At 44.6% G+C, this 21912-nt stretch carries 23 protein-coding genes and 1 riboswitch; of the genes, 20 read left to right on the top strand and 3 right to left on the bottom strand.

The window, feature by feature from the left end:
- The first annotated feature begins 60 nt into the window (after positions 1–60).
- On the top strand, positions 61–1278 hold the full coding sequence (locus tag ASD24_RS18295) for an MFS transporter (protein WP_056698602.1): 1218 nt from the start codon (positions 61–63) through the stop codon (positions 1276–1278).
- Positions 1279–1503: 225 nt separating this feature from the next.
- Here the strand turns inward: ASD24_RS18295 and ASD24_RS18290 are convergent, their stop codons facing one another.
- On the bottom strand, positions 1504–2727 hold the full coding sequence (locus ASD24_RS18290) for an NAD(P)/FAD-dependent oxidoreductase (protein WP_056698599.1): 1224 nt from the start codon (positions 2725–2727) through the stop codon (positions 1504–1506).
- 95 nt (positions 2728–2822) lie between these two features.
- Between ASD24_RS18290 and ASD24_RS18285 the strand changes: the two genes are divergently transcribed.
- The 7 genes from ASD24_RS18285 to ASD24_RS18255 all read left to right on the top strand — a co-directional run bounded on the left by ASD24_RS18285 (position 2823) and on the right by ASD24_RS18255 (position 7160).
- A complete protein-coding gene (locus tag ASD24_RS18285) occupies positions 2823–3056 on the top strand; it encodes a hypothetical protein (RefSeq protein ID WP_056698596.1) in 234 nt (77 codons plus the stop codon).
- Between the two features lie 46 nt (positions 3057–3102).
- The gene (locus tag ASD24_RS18280) at positions 3103–3498 is read left to right on the top strand and encodes a spore coat protein (protein ID WP_056698592.1); all 396 of its coding nucleotides are present in this window, start codon (positions 3103–3105) and stop codon (positions 3496–3498) included.
- A 184-nt stretch (positions 3499–3682) separates the two neighbouring features.
- Positions 3683–4183 (top strand): Lrp/AsnC family transcriptional regulator, encoded by a 501-nt coding sequence (locus ASD24_RS18275; protein WP_056698588.1) that lies wholly within the window; start codon positions 3683–3685, stop codon positions 4181–4183.
- Between the two features lie 13 nt (positions 4184–4196).
- On the top strand, positions 4197–5405 hold the full coding sequence (locus ASD24_RS18270; RefSeq protein ID WP_056698585.1) for an aminotransferase class I/II-fold pyridoxal phosphate-dependent enzyme: 1209 nt from the start codon (positions 4197–4199) through the stop codon (positions 5403–5405).
- A 214-nt stretch (positions 5406–5619) separates the two neighbouring features.
- Positions 5620–5841, top strand: a complete 222-nt coding sequence (locus ASD24_RS18265; protein WP_186380932.1) for an aspartyl-phosphate phosphatase Spo0E family protein — start codon at positions 5620–5622, stop codon at positions 5839–5841.
- Positions 5842–6037: 196 nt separating this feature from the next.
- Entirely contained in the window at positions 6038–6589 is a 552-nt protein-coding gene (locus ASD24_RS18260) for a hypothetical protein (RefSeq protein ID WP_056698582.1), read from the top strand.
- A gap of 37 nt (positions 6590–6626) precedes the next feature.
- Positions 6627–7160, top strand: coding sequence for a bifunctional adenosylcobinamide kinase/adenosylcobinamide-phosphate guanylyltransferase (locus tag ASD24_RS18255; protein WP_056698579.1), 534 nt, complete (start codon positions 6627–6629; stop codon positions 7158–7160).
- A 211-nt stretch (positions 7161–7371) separates the two neighbouring features.
- Here the strand turns inward: ASD24_RS18255 and ASD24_RS18250 are convergent, their stop codons facing one another.
- A complete protein-coding gene (locus ASD24_RS18250) occupies positions 7372–7983 on the bottom strand; it encodes a DedA family protein (protein ID WP_056698576.1) in 612 nt (203 codons plus the stop codon).
- Positions 7984–8204: 221 nt separating this feature from the next.
- Here ASD24_RS18250 and ASD24_RS18245 point away from each other — a divergent pair, with 221 nt between their 5' ends.
- The 8 genes from ASD24_RS18245 (at position 8205) to ASD24_RS18210 (ending at position 15308) form a co-directional block, all read left to right on the top strand.
- The gene (locus ASD24_RS18245; protein ID WP_056698573.1) at positions 8205–8780 is read left to right on the top strand and encodes a cob(I)yrinic acid a,c-diamide adenosyltransferase; all 576 of its coding nucleotides are present in this window, start codon (positions 8205–8207) and stop codon (positions 8778–8780) included.
- Entirely contained in the window at positions 8777–9763 is a 987-nt protein-coding gene (locus ASD24_RS18240; RefSeq protein WP_056698571.1) for an RluA family pseudouridine synthase, read from the top strand. Before ASD24_RS18245 ends, ASD24_RS18240 begins: the two co-directional genes overlap by 4 nt.
- Before the next feature lie 123 nt (positions 9764–9886).
- Positions 9887–10252: an arsenate reductase family protein gene (locus ASD24_RS18235; protein WP_056698568.1), complete on the top strand. Its 366-nt coding sequence runs from the start codon at positions 9887–9889 to the stop codon at positions 10250–10252.
- Positions 10253–10437: 185 nt separating this feature from the next.
- Entirely contained in the window at positions 10438–11331 is an 894-nt protein-coding gene (locus ASD24_RS18230) for a 5'-3' exonuclease (RefSeq protein WP_082560452.1), read from the top strand.
- Positions 11328–12443, top strand: coding sequence for a phosphodiester glycosidase family protein (locus ASD24_RS18225; protein ID WP_056698565.1), 1116 nt, complete (start codon positions 11328–11330; stop codon positions 12441–12443). Before ASD24_RS18230 ends, ASD24_RS18225 begins: the two co-directional genes overlap by 4 nt.
- A gap of 31 nt (positions 12444–12474) precedes the next feature.
- On the top strand, positions 12475–13170 hold the full coding sequence (locus tag ASD24_RS18220) for an MOSC domain-containing protein (protein WP_056698561.1): 696 nt from the start codon (positions 12475–12477) through the stop codon (positions 13168–13170).
- Between the two features lie 63 nt (positions 13171–13233).
- A complete protein-coding gene (locus ASD24_RS18215) occupies positions 13234–14112 on the top strand; it encodes an ROK family protein (protein WP_056698558.1) in 879 nt (292 codons plus the stop codon).
- 194 nt (positions 14113–14306) lie between these two features.
- Positions 14307–15308: an HRDC domain-containing protein gene (locus tag ASD24_RS18210; RefSeq protein ID WP_056698555.1), complete on the top strand. Its 1002-nt coding sequence runs from the start codon at positions 14307–14309 to the stop codon at positions 15306–15308.
- A 91-nt stretch (positions 15309–15399) separates the two neighbouring features.
- Here ASD24_RS18210 and corA read toward each other — a convergent pair whose 3' ends face one another.
- Positions 15400–16335, bottom strand: a complete 936-nt coding sequence (gene corA, locus ASD24_RS18205; protein ID WP_056698553.1) for a magnesium/cobalt transporter CorA — start codon at positions 16333–16335, stop codon at positions 15400–15402.
- Between the two features lie 452 nt (positions 16336–16787).
- Positions 16788–16912: riboswitch (SAM riboswitch) on the top strand.
- Between the two features lie 199 nt (positions 16913–17111).
- Here corA and metA point away from each other — a divergent pair.
- The 4 genes from metA (at position 17112) to mqnC (ending at position 21861) form a co-directional block, all read left to right on the top strand.
- The gene (gene metA, locus ASD24_RS18200; protein ID WP_056698550.1) at positions 17112–18029 is read left to right on the top strand and encodes a homoserine O-acetyltransferase MetA; all 918 of its coding nucleotides are present in this window, start codon (positions 17112–17114) and stop codon (positions 18027–18029) included.
- Between the two features lie 24 nt (positions 18030–18053).
- The gene (locus tag ASD24_RS18195; RefSeq protein ID WP_056698548.1) at positions 18054–19241 is read left to right on the top strand and encodes an aminotransferase class I/II-fold pyridoxal phosphate-dependent enzyme; all 1188 of its coding nucleotides are present in this window, start codon (positions 18054–18056) and stop codon (positions 19239–19241) included.
- A complete protein-coding gene (locus ASD24_RS18190; RefSeq protein ID WP_056698544.1) occupies positions 19234–20418 on the top strand; it encodes a trans-sulfuration enzyme family protein in 1185 nt (394 codons plus the stop codon). The genes ASD24_RS18195 and ASD24_RS18190 overlap by 8 nt, the downstream gene beginning before the upstream one ends.
- Positions 20419–20721: 303 nt before the next feature.
- The gene (gene mqnC, locus ASD24_RS18185) at positions 20722–21861 is read left to right on the top strand and encodes a cyclic dehypoxanthinyl futalosine synthase (RefSeq protein WP_056698541.1); all 1140 of its coding nucleotides are present in this window, start codon (positions 20722–20724) and stop codon (positions 21859–21861) included.
- Positions 21862–21912 lie beyond the last annotated feature (51 nt).

Here is a 21912-nt window from a genome sequence, read left to right as displayed (position 1 = left end):
TACGTTAAACCTGAGACCTACCTGTAAAGTGCTCACTTCAGGTGGACAAAGGAGGAGCAGATGAAGATTTCTTTGGGTCGACAATCCATTCTGCTTTTGGGCGTGAATGGATTGTTTGTGTTAGCAGGAGCTCTATCGGGAACGTTTCTGAATGTGTACTTGTGGAAGAGCCGGCCAGACTACGCTATGTTAGGTTGGTTCACTGTCAGTCAGCAACTTGCCATCGGGCTCACATTTTGGATTGCTGGTAAATGGGTTAAGGAACATAACAAAATGAGTGCGTTACGACTAGGAACAGCATTATCAGGGCTTTTTTATATGACAGTTCTCTGGGTTGGTTCTAGCGCTGTAGACTGGATTTGGCCTCTGGGCATACTGTTAGGGTGTGCATTAGGTCTGTTCTGGATTGCATTTAACGTCGTATATTTTGAAATAACGGATCGCGATAACCGGGATTTATTTAATGGCTGGGTTGGTCTGTTAGGATCGATGACAGGTATTATCGGGCCATGGTTCTCTGGTCTAGTCATTTCCCGCATGACGGATAATACGGGATATCGCCTTATTTTCACGGTGTCTCTAGTCATTTATGTGATTGCAGTTGTGTTCAGTTTCTTTCTCAAAAAAAGAAAGGTGAGCGGTACATACCGCTGGTCGGAGCCTTGGCTCCAGCTGTCTAAACCGCATAGTCCTTGGAGGCCGCTTGCTTTAGGTTTATTTGCTCAGGGGGTGCGTGAGGGTGTATTCGCATTCTTGATCGCTTTACTGGTCTATGTGGCTACTGCTCAGGAGTACAAACTAGGGCAGTTTTCTCTCATCACTTCTGCAGTAGCACTTGTAAGTTATTGGGCGGCAGGCAAATGGTTTAAGCCACAGTATAGGGCGAAGGGAATGCTCATTGGAGCCATATTGCTGCTGGTTGTGTTAATGCCGCTTCTCTGGAAAGTGACCTATGGTACGCTGTTGATCATGGGAATCGGGAGTGCCTTTGCGATGCCATTGTACATTCTGCCGATGATCTCAGCGGGGTTTGATATGATGGGCACGAGTGGTGAAAATGTCGAGAAAAGGGTAGAACTTGTCGTATTAAGAGAGCTTTCCCTGATGATTGGTCGGCTGTTTGGATTGGGGGTCTTTATTCTAACCGTCATGAATGAACCTTCGCTGCGAACGCTAACTTGGTTAATTATCATCTTAGGAGCCTTTCCGCTAATCGGTTGGGTCTTTATGCGTAAGATGTTAAGACACACTGAAGGAAAAGGTACAACATCGTCATAAATCTAAGACCATAGGTTGGCTTAGATTATGCCTCTTTCATAGTGTGGTGCTGACAGTATGCGAGTGCAAATGTTTACTATATGTATGGTAAAAATAAAAAGGTACATTCAAGGAGGTAACTCCTGTGAATGTACCTTTTTTGTGTATCCGTTTTAAATTAGCTGCTTCAACTGCTGTTATTGTCTAGACCTTATCTACATCACTATACTTATATGCTTACTCCGGTTAAACGGGAGAAGGTTTGCTAGTTCTTGTGAGGGAAAATAGATCCAAGTCGGGATTCTTTGTACCCGTAGCAATAAGCTCCGTAATTAGCCTTGCGCCAATCATGCTGTACACTGTCCCGTTGCCACCATACCCTTCTACAAAATATGAATGTGGGTAATCTGGATGGGGTCCAATTAGGGGCAGCCCATCATGCGTGCTACCAAAGACCGCTTCCCAAGCATAATCCACTTCAAGTTCGGATAAAGGGAAATATTCTGCAATCTGTTGAAGTAGAATGTCACCTTTATGAGCTGCTTTGATCGATCGTTGATCTTCACGTGGGCGTTCCTCATCAAGTCCACCTGCAATAATTCGTCCATCTGGTGTTGTACGCATGTACAGATACGGTCGGGCAGTTTCCCATATCATGCACTGTTCATACCAGCTGCTAAGATCCTTCAGTGGTTTGGTAGCAATGGCATAAGTGCTCTTTAGATATGCCCCACGATCATTCTTGATCTCTTGCGTTTCATATCCTGTAGAGAAAATAACATGCTTGGCACGAATTGTTCCTTGTGGCGTATAACAGACCACTCCATCCTCATTGTAGTCACAATGGGTCATGGCGGTATGAGCGAAGACTTTGGCTCCCTGATTTGAGGCCGAGTGGATGAGTGAGTGAACCAAGCGATACGGATTAACCTCCGCATCACCACTTGTATACAATGCAGCTCGCTTGCTGAAAGGGAACACGGAACAAATCTTGTCTTCATTCCAGAGCTCTACATCGAATCCGTAATGCTTCAGATTGCGATATTCCTCCTCAAGCATAACTATATCATCCTCATCAGTTGCGCAATATAGACTTGTGCGAGGCACAAACCAAGGATCAATTTCAAGCTTTTGTGCAATCTCGGCTAGCTGCTGCATTGCATCTCGACACAACTCATAAAATCGTACTCCTGTCTGTTCTCCAAATGTCTGGATACAGGAGGTCAACGTCTTATCATTCGTATATTGGAGTAAGCCCGTGTTCGCCATACTACTGCCATGCCCGATCTCTCTCTTGTCAATGAGGATGGTTTGAATTCCACGATCGGTTAGAAGCTTGGCAGACAATGCTCCAGCCATCCCACCGCCAACAATCAGGCAATCACAGGTAAGGTTCTCTTCTAAAACTGGATAATTGCGTGTCGGCTGGAACGTGGTTGGCCAGTACGTTCTTCCGTTAATGAGTTCCATAATAGACCACCTCTGTTCATTTGATGAAGTATACTTTTTCAGGACAAGGTAACAATAAATTCGCATAAACTTTAGGTTAAGGAGGTCAGACATACATGCAATATTCACAAATGCAAGCACTGAGCCCAAAGGAACTGAACTACATTGCGGATTCAATCTCCAATGAAGAAATGCTGATTAAACAGTGTGCTGCCACAGCATCCATCTCACACCAGCCACAGATTGGGCAGGCATTGAACCAATATGTTCGTGCCCATGAACAACATTTGAACACGCTGATCCAGGCTCTGCACCAACATCAATCTCTTGCACCTTCCCAGTCGCAATAAACCTCAAACCGTTAGCAAGTGATTTTAATGCATAGGAGGAAAATACGTGTACACACAATCTTTATCATCCAGTGGGAATTTTATGCAAGAACAGGACTTGTTGAAGTCGATTCTTGCAGATTTGAGACGAACTTCTCGGGAATATACGACAGCAACTACGGAAGCTTCCTGTCCTACAGTTCGTAAAATGTTCAATGATCTGACGAATGATACTTTGCGTTTACAGGGTGAATTGTTCAATCTGATGCAACAAAACAACATGTATTCTGCCTCGTCCAAAGCCATACGTTCAGATGTTGATAAGCAACTCCAGTCTGCACAGCAGACTCAGCAGAAATGTCAGCAATTCATTCAGGAGAAGAATACGCAAAGCAGTCCATACAGCCAGGCACCTAATGTGCCTCAGCATCAGCCTAGTTACGGTAATCCTTATTACATGTAACCTCTGGAAAAGGGGTTTGAAGCACAAGCCTGTATGAAGACCATACCACCGCTTGCCTGAATTCAAGGCAGGCGGTTTTTGTCTTTGCATCAACGTTAAATTCATGTAATATAAGTATTAATTCATTGAAGAGATAGCTCGAACACGTACGTTAAGGAACTTGGATGACGCTGGAGGTAAACACATGAAGGATTTGAACGACCTGCAATTGAAAGTTCTGAATTTGTTGAAGGAAGACGCGAGAAGGACTCCCGCGCTGCTGTCTACGCTGCTCGGAGAGTCGGAAGATAAGATTAAGAATGTCGTCGCACAGCTGGAGCAAGAGCATGTCATCGTCAAATACGCAACGGTCGTTAACTGGAGCAAAATTGATGACGAGAAAGTCACAGCACTGATCGAAGTTCAAATTACGCCAGAGCGTGGTCGGGGATTCGAAGGTATTGCTGAACGAATCTACTTGTATCCTCAAGTAAAATCGGTTTATCTCATGTCGGGAGCATATGATTTGCTCGTTGAAGTTGAAGGTGGCAACCTTCGTGAAGTTGCTAATTTTGTATCCGAGAAACTGTCTCCAATCGATTCAGTACTCTCCACCAAAACGAATTTTATTCTTAAAAAATATAAGCAGGACGGGATTATTTTTGAAGACCATCAGGAAGACAACCGTCTCATGATCTCGCCGTAAAGGAAGATGTGTCATGATAGTGAATGAACAGACAACAGGGAATAACAAGAAAATGACTTCGTATCTGGCACCTTTGGTTCAGCAGATACCGCCATCCGGAATTCGTAAGTTTTTTGATCTGGTTGGTGATAACAAAGACATCATTACACTTGGCGTCGGGGAACCGGACTTTGTTACGCCATGGCACGTGAGAGAAGCTTGTGTGTATTCATTGGAAAGAGGCATGACTAGTTATACGTCAAATGCCGGTATGCCGAAGCTGAGAGAAGCCATCAGCGATTATTTGCATACCCAATTCGATACAAAGTATGATCCGAAGGACGAAATTATCGTAACGGTTGGCGGCAGTGAAGCGATTGACCTCGCCTTACGGGCTTTGATCGTACCGGGAGACGAAATTCTAATTCCAGAACCGTCTTATGTAGCATATTCACCCATTGCTTCAATTGGTGGGGGTGTGCCTGTTGGTGTTGAGACCTATGCCAAAGATCAATTCAAAGTGACAGCGGAGGCACTCGAGGCAAGCATTACGCCCAAATCCAAAGTTGTGATTTTGTGTTATCCAAGCAATCCAACCGGAGCAATTATGACGTATGAAGAATGGCTTCCGATTGCTGAAGTGATCAAGAAGCATGATCTTATCGTCATTGCTGATGAGATATATGCTGAGTTGACGTATACGCAAAAACACGTTAGCTTCGCTTCAATTCCTGATATGAAGGAACGCACAATTCTAGTCAGTGGATTCTCCAAAGCATTTGCTATGACTGGTTGGCGGATCGGATACATGTGCGGACATCCAGAGCTTATTGCGGCAATGCTCAAAATCCATCAGTATACGGTTATGTGTGCTCCTGCGATGGGGCAAGTTGCTGCACTTGAAGCTTTAACGAACGGATTAGGTGAGAAGGACAGAATGGTGGAGTCCTATAATCAGCGCAGAAGGCTGATCGTACAGGGATTCCGTGATATTGGATTAGACTGTCATGAACCCCAGGGTGCATTTTACGCATTCCCAAGTATTCAAAAGACAGGCCTTACTTCTGATGTTTTTGCTGAACGATTGCTCACAGAAAATAAGGTTGCTGCTGTGCCTGGTAATGTGTTTGGCCCACAAGGTGAAGGTTTCCTTCGTTGTTCTTATGCAACTTCAGTGACTCAATTGAATGAAGCTCTGGAACGAATCGGAAATTTTGTTTACAAGATACAAAAAGAGGGTTAATAAGTAAAAAGATTCTTTTGTATGGTTAGAAAAGGATACCCGAATGATACAATTTGTTATATTAGAAAAAATGACTTTCTTTTACAAATTATTGTGATATAATTTCAATTTGAAATAACTTTTTCTAACATTTAACATTCGGAAGAACATTTTCCAAGGAGGGGTTAGCTTGTTTTGTGTTGAATATGAGTTACCGACTAATCGTGGACAATATCTGGCTGAAGGCGATCATGGCGACCGATGGTCGGTCAAACGAGATCACGCATCATTGCATGACATTTCCTTGGAAGATGAAATTCATCTGCTGCGTCTGAAGATGGAGCAGATCTTCCTTGAAGAAAAATCGTTCACTTCTGACATCGTTATTGAGATCAGTAGTCTGCTTGATCTGAAGATTAACGAGTACATGAAAGCTAATCCGATCAAAAGCAAATGATATCTTGCCAAGTATGTAATATAGATTGCTGTTGTTGCAGGCTATCGAAACGTTACGTATTTTGGCTGTAGAGAGACCCGGAGGGGTCTCTTTTTTTTGTGGTATGAGTCAAGTCATAGTCTTAGAAGGCGTGCTTATTTTTTTGCGTGGAACAATTGTGATATATTGGACATAGGAGACAAAAGGGGGAGCTGGAATGAAAAGAGTTTGGGGTCTAATGGCAATCATCTCCATAATTTTGGTGCTTACTGGTTGTGGAGGAAAGAGTGGATTCACGATTTTTATTATTGATAACCAGGGTGATCCGTCCGTTATTTCAGAACAACTACAGGCGAATTTGCAGCAAAAACTAGGTGAAGAGCCCAAAGTAGAGGTTGTCACTAGTGCGATGTATGATGTACAGAAAATCCTGGTAGAATATGCCGCAGGTGGGCATGATATTTTTATACTGCCTGAAGCAGACATGAAGCAATATGGAAACAATGGCTCAAACGTGTCTTTAGATGATACATTCGATCAAGAGAAATACGAGCGAGGAGTATTTGAAGGTGGAGTTTTTGTTGAAGATGGCACAGGAGATGATGGATCTGATATCAAAAAAGAAACACATCTCTATGGAATTCCGCTTGAAGATATGAAGATGTTCCAAGAAGTGCAGTATGCTGCGAAAAATTTATTTGCAACCATTCCAGTATCCGCTTCAAATATTGAAGAATCAAAGAAAGTACTGAAGGCATTAACAGAGTAATAGGTGTGAAGCCTAGCTATGGAAGGAGGGGAGCGGATTGTTGATTACGGTCACTGGGGGTATAGGTAGTGGTAAAACGAAGTTTGCCCTTAGTTATGCGGCGGAGATCAGCCGGGAAGGCATCTATTTATCAACTGGCGATCATGAAGCGATCATTCCGGAATTTCCATCCGCTCACTATCGTGTCATTGAAGCTGGGAATGGTCAACATCTGACGGAAGTTATTCATCAGATTAATCGAGAATCTAATTTATTTCTGGCAGATCGTCGGATTGTAATCGTGGATAGTTTAACCTCGTGGATGGTTGCTGGTTTTAGAGCGAATGACGATTTGGATGAACAACGTGTAGAAACGCAGCGATTGCTGGATGCCATGTTGTCTTACCAAGGGAAGATGCTTGTTATCACCAATGAAATGCATGGTTTACTGAACCCAACGGAAGAAGAGCGTATCTTCGCTGCAAGAATGGCATCTGTGAATCGCGCACTTCAGGCGCACTCTGAACAAGTCTACATGCTCGTATCTGGTTTAGCGATGGAGCTTAAGGCACGATCAGTACGTTATGAATAAGTCGTCTTATATCATATGAGTCATGGCAAAGGCTACATAATGGAGATTTAATAAAGAAAGACGTGCGGTCTATAGGAGACGGCACGTCTTTCTTTATAGGGGCACTAGTGAGAGTAACTGAGGAAAGATTTAGTTAGACGCATCCCTTACGTGAATTACATTAGGGAGTATCTTAAATTCATTTACGGCTCTCGGAGTTCCAAAACACAGCTTAATTCCGAGTTCTACTCCGTTTGACCCACCAAATTATCAATCCTACAATAAGGATTGCGAGAATGATGTAAATTACAAGGGAGTACACATCCATAAAGCTCAGAATACTTTCCCATGATGCTCCAAGTGCGGCTCCAACAGAGACCAGAATAATATTCCATACGAATGTACCGATTGTGGTAAAAAGCACGAATAATCCAAACTTCATATTGGACATACCGGCAGGGATGGAGATTAAGCTACGAACAAGAGGAATCATACGGCAGAACAAGACAGTCCACATTCCGTATTTATCGAACCATGCGTCTACACGATGAATGTCCTCTTTTTTGATACGTAGAATATGACCCCAGCGGTCTACTATTTTCTCTAATCGGTTCACATCAATTAACAGTCCAATGGCATATAAAATGATAGCTCCAAGTACAGATCCGATCGTTGCAGCAATAATAACGCCAGGCAGTGTGAGGCTAGTATACGTGGTCATAAATCCGCCGAATGGCAAAATAATCTCAGAAGGAATGGGCGGAAATACATTCTCAAGGGCAATTATCAGCGCAATTCCTATGTATCCATACTGTTCCATGAAATCGGTTATCCAGTTCTGCATCATCGTCTCCTTTTTTATGGGGGTTTATCAATTTCATGTATACTCAGCATTACAACTCAATTCAATATACGTGGCAAGCTTTCAAGCGGTTTCTGAAAAAAATGCATTTCCGTATCTTATGGTGGTCAAGTATACTGGTTAAGTTGAAGTTAAGGAATGTTCGCATTACTAATAACCCGAATATTCTACCGCGCGAATCAATAACAATTGGAGGGATTAGCATGGGCATATACACACGAACAGGTGACGAAGGTCAAACATCAGTGATTGGTGGACGGGTCATCAAGGATGATGATCGAGTAGAGGCATATGGAACAATTGATGAACTGAATTGTTTTGTGGGACAAGCAATCAGTTTAATTGATCATGCAACAGGGCAATTCGAGGATCTCCGAGAGCATTTGCTTGAAGTACAACAGGAGTTGTTTGACTGTGGATCAGATCTCGCTTTTGTAAGAATTAGTGAGACAAAATATAAAGTGCGTGATGAGATGGTTACTAGATTGGAACAATGGATTGACATGTATGATGCGGAGAATCCAAAGGTAGAACGTTTCATTTTGCCGGGGGGAAGTCTGCTATCATCTACACTGCATGTGTGTCGCACTGTGTGTCGTCGTGCGGAACGCCGTGCAGTTACTCTTGGCCAACATACCGATATTAATCCATCGGTAAGACGTTATTTAAACCGTTTATCGGATTATTTCTTCGTGGTTGCACGGACAGCCAATGCGAGACAACAGGTAGCTGATATTGAATATGTGCGGAGCAAAAAAGTTTTCCGCCGCAAAGAATGAGCCTGTATTATTCGCCGCTTGTCTATACGATTCCTGAGCAGGAGGATGGCTGGCTGCTGAAGACCGTGCTACAGCGGCGGCTGCAGGTATCCCGTAAACTTTTGTCGAGATTGAAGCTCACGGAACAAGGAATCATGTTGAACGGAGAGCGTGTGTATATCAGCGTGAAGGTATCCGCGGGGGATCGACTCGAAGTTCGAATGGAACAAGAAGAATCAGATGACATTTTGCCAGAAGAGCTACCTTTTAACATTTTATATGAAGATGAGCATCTGCTTATTGTAAACAAGGACTCCGGCATTATCGTACATCCCACGCATGGGCATTATACAGGTACGCTAGCCAATGGCGTTGTCCATTATTGGAAGTCCAAAGCAGAGCGCTTCCGCTTCCGCCCGATTCATCGTCTGGATCAGGAGACATCAGGTGTGCTCGCAATAGCCAAAAACCCTTATGTGCACCAGCATGTGTCGGAGCAGATGATTGCTGGAACGGTCGATAAAAAGTATATGGCTATTGTGCATGGTTGCCCCGCTGAGGTAGAAGGTGCGGTGGATGGTCCAATTGACCGTGACCCTGACGAGCCTCATCGTCGAATCGTAACACCTGATGGCTATGCCGCCAGAACCTTGTACAGAGTGGTAACTACGTGGGGAAATGGCAGTGCCAGTGTAGTGAATCTGAAACTGGAGAGTGGCCGAACCCATCAAATTCGTGTACATATGACTTCAATTGGTTGTCCGCTAATTGGTGATCGGATGTATAAGACCTTGCCAAGCGATAGAATCGATGCTGATACAGAGGCGATGCGAAACGAGCGAGATGGGTGGATTGATCGTCAAGCGTTACATGCATACGAGCTATCATTCGACCATCCTATTCTGAAGCAGCGGATGACATTCCAGGCACCACTGCCTCCAGATCTGGCAGCGTTGGAGAAACGACTTGATGCCGAAGCGCAACCCAGAGAGGAACGCATTTAAAAAGTGGATTGCTTAAGAAGTAAAACTGCAATGCGATGGTATTGTTTTCGAGCGACTTTTGGATTTGCGAAGTAAACCAAGGGAAGCGAGAAAACAACACCGGAGCCAAGGAGGAACAACACGATGAGTCAATTAAAAGTATATCAGTACGCCAAATGCGGAACATGCCGCAAAGCAGTGAATTGGCTCGAGGCACAAGAGCATCAGCTAGAGTTAATTCCTATTTTTGATAACCCGCCTACTGAAGCCGAGCTTACAGATTTGATCCAGAAGAGCGGACTTGAGGTTAAGAAATTTTTCAATACCAGCGGAGAGGTGTACAAAGAGCAGCAGCTGAAGGATAAGTTGCCTGGGATGTCGGTAGAAGAGCAGATTCGTTTACTGGCTTCGAATGGTCGTCTCATCAAACGTCCCATTGTAACGGATGGGGATAAGGTCACCGTGGGATTCAAGGAAGATACGTATGAGCAGGAGTGGAATAATCGCTAAGAACGACGGATAACTTGGATTCTACCGTATCTGAAAAGGTAGTGTAATCGGTGCCCTGAATATTAATAATTCAGGGCTTTTTTGGCTGTCCGATAAGTGGTAGAACTATGCTATAATGATAGAGTTATTTTGCAATGCAATTATATTTTATTGGTTACACACAAGATAGGAGAGAGTAAACACAAGTGAATCAACGTAATGAACCTACTTTGTTGCTAGTAGACGGTATGGCAGTGTTGTTCCGGGCATTTTACGCAACATCTGCAAGCGGATATATTAGACGTACAAAGGCAGGATTGCCCACCAATGCAGTTTACGGATTTATCCGTTATTTCTGGGATGCGGTTCAGACCTTTGGGCCAAGTCACGTCATCTGTTGTTGGGATATGGGTGGAAAGACGTTTCGTGGCGAAGAGTACGCCGCTTACAAAGGCAATCGTCCCGAAGCTCCAAATGATCTAATTCCGCAGTTTGAGCTAATTCGTGAAGTCATGGATAGTCTGAATATTCCGAACATTGGAGCAGCTGGATATGAGGCTGACGATTGCATTGGCACGTTAGCGAAATATTACACAGAGCAGACAGACATGAATGTAATGGTACTGACGGGTGATCATGACATGTTGCAACTGATTAATGATCGTACAAGCATTATTATTATGAAAAAAGGTCATGGCAACTACATGGTGTACACACCAGAGTCGCTAATGGCGGAGAAACAACTTACACCGCGCCAGGTCATTGATATGAAAGGCTTGATGGGGGATGCGAGTGACAATTATCCAGGGGTTCGAGGCATTGGTGAGAAGACGGCGCTGAAGCTTGTGCAGGAGTATGATTCAATCGAAGGGATTCTGGACAACTTGGATAAGCTTACACCTTCGGTACGCAAAAAAATTGAGAATGATCTGGACATGCTTCATCTGTCCCGCAAATTGGCAGAGATTCACTGCGCTGTTCCAGTCGCATGTGCACTGGATATGTGTGAATTACGTCTGGATCCGGATACGGTGATGGACAAGTTTGAACAACTTGAGATGAAGAGCCTTGGCTCTTGGATGGGAGTGGCAATAGGGTGAGCAGTATTCAATCACGAAGATCAAGTAAGAGATGGTGGACAGGGGCTATGGCTCTTGTCCTGGCTTTACCGGTATTATTGTCAGGGGCAGTAAGTGCTCCGCAGACAGTCGAAGCAAAAGCAGCAATCAGCACAAAAGTGCAGAAAGTAAAAGCAGCAGGACGTAGTTTCACCGTGCAAACGGTTAGTATTCCAAAAGGCACACCAGTGACAGTAGGATTAGCGAAGAAGCAGGTAGGTCAGACAGCAACATTGCCTTCCATTGTCAAAGCGTATGGGGCGCAAGCAGCGATTAACGGAGCTTTCTTTGAGGCTTATAATGGTGCTCCAGATCCATATGGCATGTTAATAGCTAATGGTAAAGTAATACATATAGGAAGATACGGTACAAGCATTGGTTTTAAAGAAGATGGCACAGCTATTATGGATTCACTTCGTGTGAACTTAACAGGTATGGTAACGACGCCAGAAGGTAAATCCCGCAGTTGGTACGCTACCTTTATTAACAGAACCCCTTCAGCAAATGCAAGCATTACGATGCTGTATACGCCTGAGCGTGGTTCAACGGTTGGGTTCAAAGGTGGTACAGCAGTAGTGATCGAGAAAGGGATCGTTACCAAAAAAGTACCGAATACCAATATTGCCATTCCTAAGAATAGCTCAGTTCTGGTCTTCACAGGCAGTCATAAATCGAACGCCGATCGTTTCGTGGTTGGCTCCACGGTTGAGATGAATTATAAGTACACGAATGCAGCAGGCAAGGAAATTCCTTGGGATGAAGTCGTTACTGCTGTAGGAGCTGGCCCGCGTCTCGTTAAGGATGGAAAGATTTCGATTAATCCAGCAAGTGAAGGCTTCAAGGATCCGAAAATCCTGAATGCTTCTGGTGCAAGAAGCGGGATCGCTATCATGGCCGATGGTTCGGTTCTTCTAGCGACCGTTTCCGGGGCAACGATGAAGGAATGGGCTGCTGTGATGCAGAAGCTCGGAGCGAAGCAAGCAATGAATCTGGATGGTGGTGCATCATCAGGTATGTATGCTGGTGGTAAAATGCTCACTTCGCCTGGTCGATTGTTGAGCAATACACTCGTTTTTGGTGGCTCCGTTAAATAAACCGTGAACAATGAAAGGGAGGAATGCACAAATGAAACTCACACAACAATCCGAATCGGGCGACACCCCGACGGCTGTCCTAGCCATAAATGTGGGTCAACCTAAACCCTTGCCTGGTCAGAAACGTGAAGTGCTGAGCGGAATTGTGAAGACTCCCGTTTCTAGTCCTGTTTTCTTATCATTCACCGGCATGACTGGGGATGCACAGGCTGATCTAGAGCATCACGGGGGACCTGATAAGGCGGTTTGTGTTTATGACCATAGTCGTTATCCATTACTGGAGCAATTGATGAATCGCAAGCTGGAATGGGGAGCTTGTGGCGAAAATTTGACAGTCGAGGGCTGTGCAGAGGATCTGGTGCGAATTGGCGATGTGTATCAATTAGGCGCCGCTATGGTTCAGGTTAGTCAGCCCAGACAGCCTTGCTTCAAGTTGGCAGCTCGATATGACTACAAGGGTTTGCCTGTTTATTTTCAGGAAAGTGGGCATACCGGCTTTTATTTTCGTGTGTTACAAGAAGGAGAAGTGAAGCCAGGTTCTGAGTTCAGACGAATCAGCACGGATTTAACCTCCATGACAATTCTGGAAGCGAACCGGGTGATGCATCAGGGTAAGCAGAACGCGGAAGGCATTCGTGCTTTGCTGGCTATTACAACGCTCTCGGACAGCTGGAGACAGACATTGTTAAAACGTTTGGACAAGCTGGAAGCCGAGTCGTTGGATTGAACAAGTAGAGTGATCGATAACAGAATGGAATTCCTTTTATATTAATTGAGGAGTGTGACGAACATGACGATCTTAGGCGCAATTGAAGCTGGAGGCACGAAGTTTGTATGTGGTATTGGAAATGAAAAGGGAGAAGTGTTGGAACGAGCTAGCTTCCCTACTACAACCCCCGAAGAAACGATGGCACAAGTCATTGCTTTCTTTGAAGGCAAAAATATTGAAGCACTAGGTGTAGGTTCTTTTGGTCCAATCGATCCGATCGAAGGCAGTCCAACGTACGGATACATTACAACTACACCCAAACCGCATTGGGGGCAATACAACCTTATTGGCAAATTGAAGGAACATTATGATGTGCCAATGACGTTTGATACCGATGTCAATGGAGCTGCACTTGGTGAAGCCACTTGGGGCGCAGCCAAAGGGTTAGACAGTTGCTTGTATATTACGGTGGGTACAGGAATTGGTGCAGGTGCTGTAGTTTCTGGTCAAATGGTACATGGATTGTCTCATCCAGAGATGGGACATATCATCGTACGTAGACATCCGGAGGATACCTTTGAAGGATTCTGCCCTTATCATAGCGATTGCCTAGAAGGACTTGCTGCGGGTCCGGCGATTAACAAACGATGGGAACAACCAGCTTATGAGTTATCACCGGATCACAAAGCATGGGAGATCGAAGCTCATTACTTGGCGCACGCACTTATGAACTATGTTCTGATTCTCTCCCCACAGAAAATTGTGATGGGCGGCGGCGTGATGAAGCAGGAACAACTCTTCCCGCTGGTACGCAATAAATTACAGGAACTGCTGAACGGCTATGTTCAGCATCCAGCACTTCAGGCCGATATTGATCAATATGTGGTTTCACCGGGTCTTGGAGATAATGCAGGATTGTGCGGCTCCTTAGCGCTTGCGATGCTTGCGCTAGATAAGTAAGGTATACTACACGAAATGATTGACGAATTTTTCCAATATGGTATGATATGAACAACAGCATAGCACGGTTTGTTGAGGAAGCACCTCTCTTGCATTCATTTTGCAGGAGAGGTGTTTTTTTTGTGCCTTTTTTTAAGGTGATGGAAGGTAAGCCTTACAAGCGGTGTTGCTGAAACTCGAAGGAGGGATTGACCATGGAAGTCATATTTATGAACAGATTAGCAAGATTTACAGATCAGAATGAAGAGCTTGCACAAGTGTGGATTGGCGAAGAAGAAGGAGCATGGCATCTGGGTTGGAGTTTGTATGAGGAAGGGGATCGAGAGGATACGGTTTGGTATGAGGGCAGTTCGTGGGAAGAACTCATGCATATATATCGTCATCAACTAGCACTGCAGATGAGTGAAGGGTTCCGACCGTTACTACAAGGTTTATTTCATGAGATTGAAGATTTGCGATCACGAAATTATGGTGGACAACGTCTTCAATGTTATAGCGAGTTGTATGCCAATGAAACATTGTACACAGATTTATGCACATGGCGTAGAAAGAAAGCCGCTTCTGACCGAAAGGCACCTTATTTTATTGCAACGAACCGTTTGCTTCGCATGATTAGTTCGTATGTGCCGCTGACGATGGATGAGCTGATGCAATTGCCAGGAGTTGGAGAGAGCAAGGCTACCGAGTATGGTCAGGCATGGCTGGAGCTAACGAACGGAGTGGAGCGTTCCACCGTATTTCCACTCGACTGGGTATACTCTGCATTGAAAGAAGAGGAGTATGAGAACTGGCTTTATCGACAGAAGGAACAAAAGTATAAGCAGGAATTAGATAAATTCAAGACACGTAAGCAAGTACTTGAAGGCATGAAGGAAGGGCATACGTTAGAGGAGATTGTTAACCGTTCGGGATTGTCACGCCGAGAGCTAATCGAATTACTGGAGATCTTAGATCTAGAGGGTTATGATACAGATTGTCTTCTTGATGCAGAGCTTGCCATTATGCCTGAACAAGAACAAGAAGCCGTATGGAACGCCTATGAGGAACTAGGAGACGCGTTTCTGAAGCCTGTGCTACATAAAGTATATGGGGAAGAGAAACCAGGTGGAGGTAGCCTAGAACAGGTATATGAGAAGCTTCGTATGATCCGGATTCGTTATCGTCGTCATATAGAGACGGAGCAGAACGTCAGTTAATGTGCGATTAGACTCAAAAAAAGACGAGGCCATAACCCCATTAGGGAGGCTTCGTCTTCAATTTTCTTTGAAATGTTCATTTCGAGTCTAATCAGATCCAGTCTTTTTTGCGGAAAATGAAGAACATACTCAGGCCAAGTGTCACCATAAGCCCAATAACCACAAAGTATGAATACTTCCAGTGCAATTCTGGCATAAATTCGAAGTTCATCCCGTAGATACCGGTAATAACGGTCAAGGGCATGAATACTGTGGTGATGGCGGTAAACACACGCATGATCTCATTCGCTCGGTTAGCGATACTGGATTGATAAGCCTCACGTAAGTTACCCATCAGATCCCGATAGGTTTCGAACGTCTCGGATATCTTTACTGCATTCTCATAAATATCGCTGAAGTATTTCTGCAATTGATCATCAATGAGACGCAAGTCTTTTTTGTTAAGTGTATTGATGACCTCTTTTTGAGGACCAAGCACTTTTTTGAGCCATAGAATCTCACTACGAAGCCCGATTATTTCGTTTAGGTGAGATTTTTTGGTGTGCATCAGAATATCTTCCTCAAGCTTCTCGATCCGTGCCTCAATTCGATCACCGACAGTAAAGTAATTGTCGACAATTAAGTCAACCAGCAAGTATAACAGACGATCCGGAGTGCTGATTTCCTGTTCCCATAGAATAGGTTTTAAAGTTCGCAGCTCACTGACTTTCTGTTTGGTCACACTGATAATGAAATGTCTGCCCAAGAACAGGTTGACGGCACGTAAAAAGATCTCTTCATCATCAAAACGAATGCTGTTAATGACAATAAAATAATGACTTTCATAAATTTCGATCTTCGGACGCTGTTCCTCGTCACTTAAGCAGTCTTCGACCGCCAGGTCATGCATCATAAATAGCGGCTGAAGCACGGCTAGATCATCCACATCTGCATCAATCCAGTAAAAGCCCTCCGCTGGTGGAGTCAGCGCTTGCTGAATGTCCTCCACTGGGATAAATACACCGTTGTTTACCAACCGGATTTTCATCGTTATCGACTCCTTCTGCACCCGCCGGGTTGGCGGATCTTCATCATTATGGGCGCAAAAAGAATAGATCAGCCGGTCGGCAGCGGAGCCTGGTGATCAGGTCTGCGTTCGCTCTATATGCAAACGGAAGTAACGTCCCGCTGCCGGCATGCTGATGTCAATTCTCTATGCTGTTTGTCGGAATTCGGCTGCCAGTCAGGCCTCGGGTCGCCATCCATTGATTATGTCACCTCTCACATAAGGGTTTACAACACCTGTTTAGTATACCGCTGGTCCAAGGTGCTTTCAAGCGCAAAAATGTGTCTATTTCGCGCCCTGAGGCAGTGTATGACAGGAGGTGAAAAACAGTTCCGAGATGTAGAAACTTAGGATGAACTGTAGCTTGACGTGAACGGATTAATGTTTTAAAGTAAACGGAAAGCAATTAAATTTCAAAAATTAAATACAGCGAAATCTTATCAAGAGTAGGTGGAGGGACTGGCCCGATGAAACCCGGCAACCGGCGGTATACCGCACGGTGCTAATTCTTGCAGCGACTATGTGCCCAAGAGGTACTGTTGTAACTGAGAGATGAGAGAGGCGCATATCTATTTACATATGACCTTTCTCGGAATCCGAGGAAGGTCTTTGTTATATGCCCCGACTTCTCAGCACTGATTTTCGCTAAGGAACTTGAGCCTGTCTCACGGCATTAGACATAGGATTCTATGCTTGTAGAGCAAGCTCATGGCAGCGTATGCTGCAATCTATTTATGCTCAAGGAGGAGTGTGACACCATGCCAATCAAAATACCGGACACTTTACCTGCGAAGGAAGTGCTTGCAGGAGAAAACATCTTTGTCATGGACGAGACATCCGCATATCAACAGGATATTCGTCCGCTTCGTATCGCTATATTAAACCTTATGCCAACGAAAGAAACGACCGAGACCCAGCTCTTACGTTTGGTGGGGAATACACCTATACAGGTTGACATCGTTCTGGTGCATCCGAAATCTCATACGTCTAAGAACACTTCCCAGGAGTACCTGGATGAATTCTACAAAACATTTGATGAAATCGAGCACCGCCGCTTCGATGGCATGATCATTACAGGTGCACCCGTAGAACAGATGGATTTCGAGGACGTGAACTATTGGAAGGAAATCCAGGAAATCTTCGAATGGACCAAAACAAATGTAACTTCAACCATGCATATATGTTGGGCCTCACAAGCAGGCTTATACCATCACTTCGGTGTTCCTAAAGTTTCGCTGGACGAAAAGTGCTTTGGCGTATTTCCACACACGATTAACAAATCTCACGTCCCACTTCTGCGTGGTTTCGATGAAGTGTTTAATGTTCCTCATTCACGTCACACTGAAGTGCGTCATGAAGATATTGAGAAGGACGAGCGTCTTGAAATTTTGGCTGAATCTGAGGATGCAGGTATTTTCCTAGTTGCAACCAAAGACGGTAAACAGATTTTCGTTACCGGACATGCTGAGTACGATCCATTATCCCTTAAGTGGGAATATGATCGCGATGCAGCCAAAGGATTAAATGTAGCGCTACCTAAAAATTATTTCCCGAAAGATGATCCCTCCCGTGTTCCTCCAGCGACATGGCGGGCGCATGCTAACTTATTATTCTCTAATTGGCTCAATTACTATGTGTATCAAGAAACACCTTACGATATTGGTCCGCAAATTTAATCGAGATAACAGGGGGATTCTGCAATGGAAGATAACAAGTTGAAAATCGAAAGCCGCTTAGCTCAAATTGGTTCTATTAATGAACCTGTCACAGGTGCGATTAACTTTCCAATCTATCAAGCAACAGCGTTTCGTCATCCGAAGCTTGGACAGAGCACGGGATTTGACTATATTCGCACAACGAATCCAACACGTAAAGTGTTGGAGGAGGCAGCAGCAGCACTGGAGTCTGGCGATGCAGGTTTTGCTTGTAGCTCAGGCATGGCAGCACTGCAAACGATTTTCGCGTTGTTTAGTCAAGGAGATCATCTGATTGTATCTCTCGATCTGTATGGGGGCACATATCGTCTGCTTGAACGTATTCTATCTCGTTTTGGTGTTACAGCAAGCTATGTAGATACGAATGATCTGGTTGCATTAGAGAAGGTTCTCCAGCAGAATACCAAAGCGGTCTTTATTGAGACACCAACCAACCCGCTGATGATGATTACAGATGTTGAAGCGGTAAGCACATGGGCGAAGAGCCATAACTTGTTGACTATCGTGGACAATACGTTGTTGACTCCATTCTTCCAACGGCCAATCGAGCTGGGAGCGGATATCGTTATTCATAGTGCAACGAAGTACCTTGGTGGACATAACGATGTACTTGCTGGATTGATTGTGACCAAAGGAGAGGAATTGTCAGCAGAGATGGCGTTCTTACACAACTCCATTGGTGCAGTGTTATCTCCAACAGATTCCTACCAGTTGATGAAGGGTATGAAAACATTGGCTCTTCGGATGGAGCGCCATGAATATAATGCATTGACAATCGCTAAATATCTTTTGGAGCACCCAGCTGTTGGTGAAGTCTATCACCCTGGATTGTCGGATCATCCTGGATATGAGGTGCAGAACAAGCAATCCAGCGGTAACACGGGGATCTTCTCTTTCAAAGTGAAGGATGCTCGTTACGTAGAGCCATTGCTGCGTCATATTAAACTCATCGCATTTGCTGAAAGCTTAGGCGGCGTTGAATCATTAATGACATATCCAGCAGTTCAAACTCATGCCGATATTCCGATTGAAATCCGTGACGCTGTCGGTGTGGATGATCGTTTGTTGCGCTTCTCCGTTGGTATTGAGCACGCAGAGGATCTTATCGCAGATCTGGCCAATGCCCTAGCAGCAGCAAAACTCGAAATTGAAGGAGGAGCACATCATGAGTGAACAGAACAAAAATTCCGGTCCTTCTGATTCTTCTGAATTGAAATTCGATACAAAACTGCTGCATTTTGGGGATGAGGTAGACAAAACGACGGGAGCTTCCAGTGTGCCGATCTATCAGGCGTCCACCTTCCATCATTTTGATATCTTCAATCCACCACAACATGATTACAGTCGTTCAGGGAATCCTACACGTCAGGCTTTGGAGGATTACATCACCCTGCTAGAAGGCGGGGTACGTGGTTTTGCGTATTCTTCAGGGATGGCAGCAATCTCCAGTGTCTTCATGATGTTCTCGGCGGGGGATCATATCATCGTGACAGAGGACGTGTACGGCGGAACGTATCGCTTACTGACCTCGATTTTGAACCGGATGCAGATTGAAACGACATTTGTCGATATGACAGATATTGAAGAAGTAAAAGCAGCGATTCAACCAAATACGAAGGCTGTTTATATGGAGACACCTTCCAATCCAACGCTGAAGATTACAGATATTGCTGCAGTAACATCATGGGCTCAGGAGCATGAGTTAGTTACAATTCTGGATAACACATTTATGACACCTTACTACCAACGTCCAATAGAGCTAGGTGTAGATATCGTTGTACATAGTGCAACTAAGTTTCTGGGTGGTCACAGTGATGTGTTAGCAGGACTTGCTGTAGCTCGTACAGAAGCTCTGGGTAAACAGCTCAAGCAGTTGCAGAACGGGTTGGGTACTGTGCTTGGAGCGCAAGAGTCTTGGCTACTCATGCGTGGAATGAAGACACTTGGCGCTCGTATGGCACACAGTGAACAGAGCACAGCCAAGCTTGCGGCTTGGTTGAATGAACGAAGTGATGTTTCAGCTGTTTATTATCCAGGGTTACAGGATCATCCAGGTCGCGAAGTGCACGAACGCCAGTCAACGGGCTATGGTGCTGTCGTATCCTTTGATGTAGGTTCTGGGGATCGTGCCAAAGCAGTGCTTAATCGTGTGAAGCTGCCAATCGTTGCTGTGAGTTTGGGAGCAGTAGAGAGTATATTGTCTTACCCTGCAATGATGTCTCATGCCGCAATGCCTGCAGCGGTTCGCCGTGATCGCGGAATCACAGATGGATTGCTTCGCTTCTCAGTCGGTCTTGAGGACATTGATGATTTGATTGCAGATTTGGAGCAAGCACTGCAGGAATCCTAGGAAAGCGGAGCGTAGTCTAAGCTACGTGAGCAACGGATATATCGGCTGCATTCCATCTTCGATGCTGAGATGCTGTTAGGCATCCTTCGTAATCAAAAGCGGATTAATTGAACAAATTCTATATGTCTACATTTTCACTTATTTTTAAAGCACCTGCTCATAAGGTGCTTTTTTTCACATGTAACCTGTGTTACGATAGTTGGAGTACAGAAATACGATGTTTTCACCGGAACTTGTGTATCTAATCCACAAGCTAGGATGATCGTTATCATATTTTCACTTCATGAGGGAGGCTTTTTTATAATGAGTACGGTAGACCGTATCTTAGATAAAGCCCTTCGGGGCGAGCGTTTAGATTTAGAAGATACGATTCAACTATTTGAATCGGACGAAGTGGACAAAATTGGGGCGGCAGCTAATGTTATTATGAAACGCATGCACCCTGAACCATACAGAACATTTGTAATTGGGCGTAACATCAACTACACAAACGTGTGTGATGTATACTGCCGTTTTTGTGCTTTCTATCGCAGACCTGGTTCCGATGAAGGTTACGTATTGCCTGATGAGCTGATCTTCCAGAAGATTCAGGAAACGGAAGACGTTAACGGTACCGAAATTCTTATGCAAGGCGGTACGAACCCGAATTTGCCATTCAGCTATTACACAGACATCCTCAGAGAGATTAAAGCGCGTTTCCCGAATATCACAATGCACTCCTTCTCTCCGGCTGAAATTATGAAAATGGTTGAAGTTTCGGATGGTCTTACACTTGAAGAGGTTGTACGTGCGATTCACGAAGCAGGATTGGATTCCCTCCCAGGTGGTGGTGCTGAGATTCTAGACGACCGTACACGTCGCAAAATCAGCCGTCTAAAAGGCTCATGGCGCGATTGGATGGACGTTATGCAAACGGCTCACCGGATTGGTATGAACACGACAGCAACGATGGTCATTGGTCTTGGTGAATCTATGGAAGAGCGTGCATTGCATCTAATGCGTGTTCGTGAAGCTCAGGACGAATGTATCGCTAATAAATATGACTCTGAAGGGTTCTTGGCATTTATTCCATGGACATTCCAGCCGGATAATACGAACCTCAAATTAGAGCGTCAGACACCTCAAGAGTATCTAAAAACGGTGGCAATCAGCCGTTTGGTATTGGATAACATCAAAAACATTCAATCCTCATGGGTTACAATGGGACCTGAGATTGGTAAGAAATCCCTTGAGTTTGGTTGCAATGACTTCGGTAGCACAATGATCGAGGAGAATGTCGTATCCGCGGCAGGTGCAACTTACAAAGTAAACATTGGTTCAATTCTTCAACTGATTCGTGAAGCAGGTTACATTCCAGCCCAACGTAATACCAGATACGAAATTCTGCGTATGTTTGATGAGGAAGAGAATACCCTTGAGCAAGACTTCGTTATGCAGAACTAGTAATTAATTGAACATAAACTTATTGATTCTTAAAGAAGCCATAATGCCGCG

The organism is Paenibacillus sp. Root52, from assembly GCF_001426865.1.
In the GTDB taxonomy this organism is placed as follows: Bacteria; Bacillota; Bacilli; order Paenibacillales; family Paenibacillaceae; genus Paenibacillus.
The sequence above is the reverse complement of the archived record's forward strand: the minus strand, read 5'-3'. Positions and strand labels throughout refer to the sequence as shown.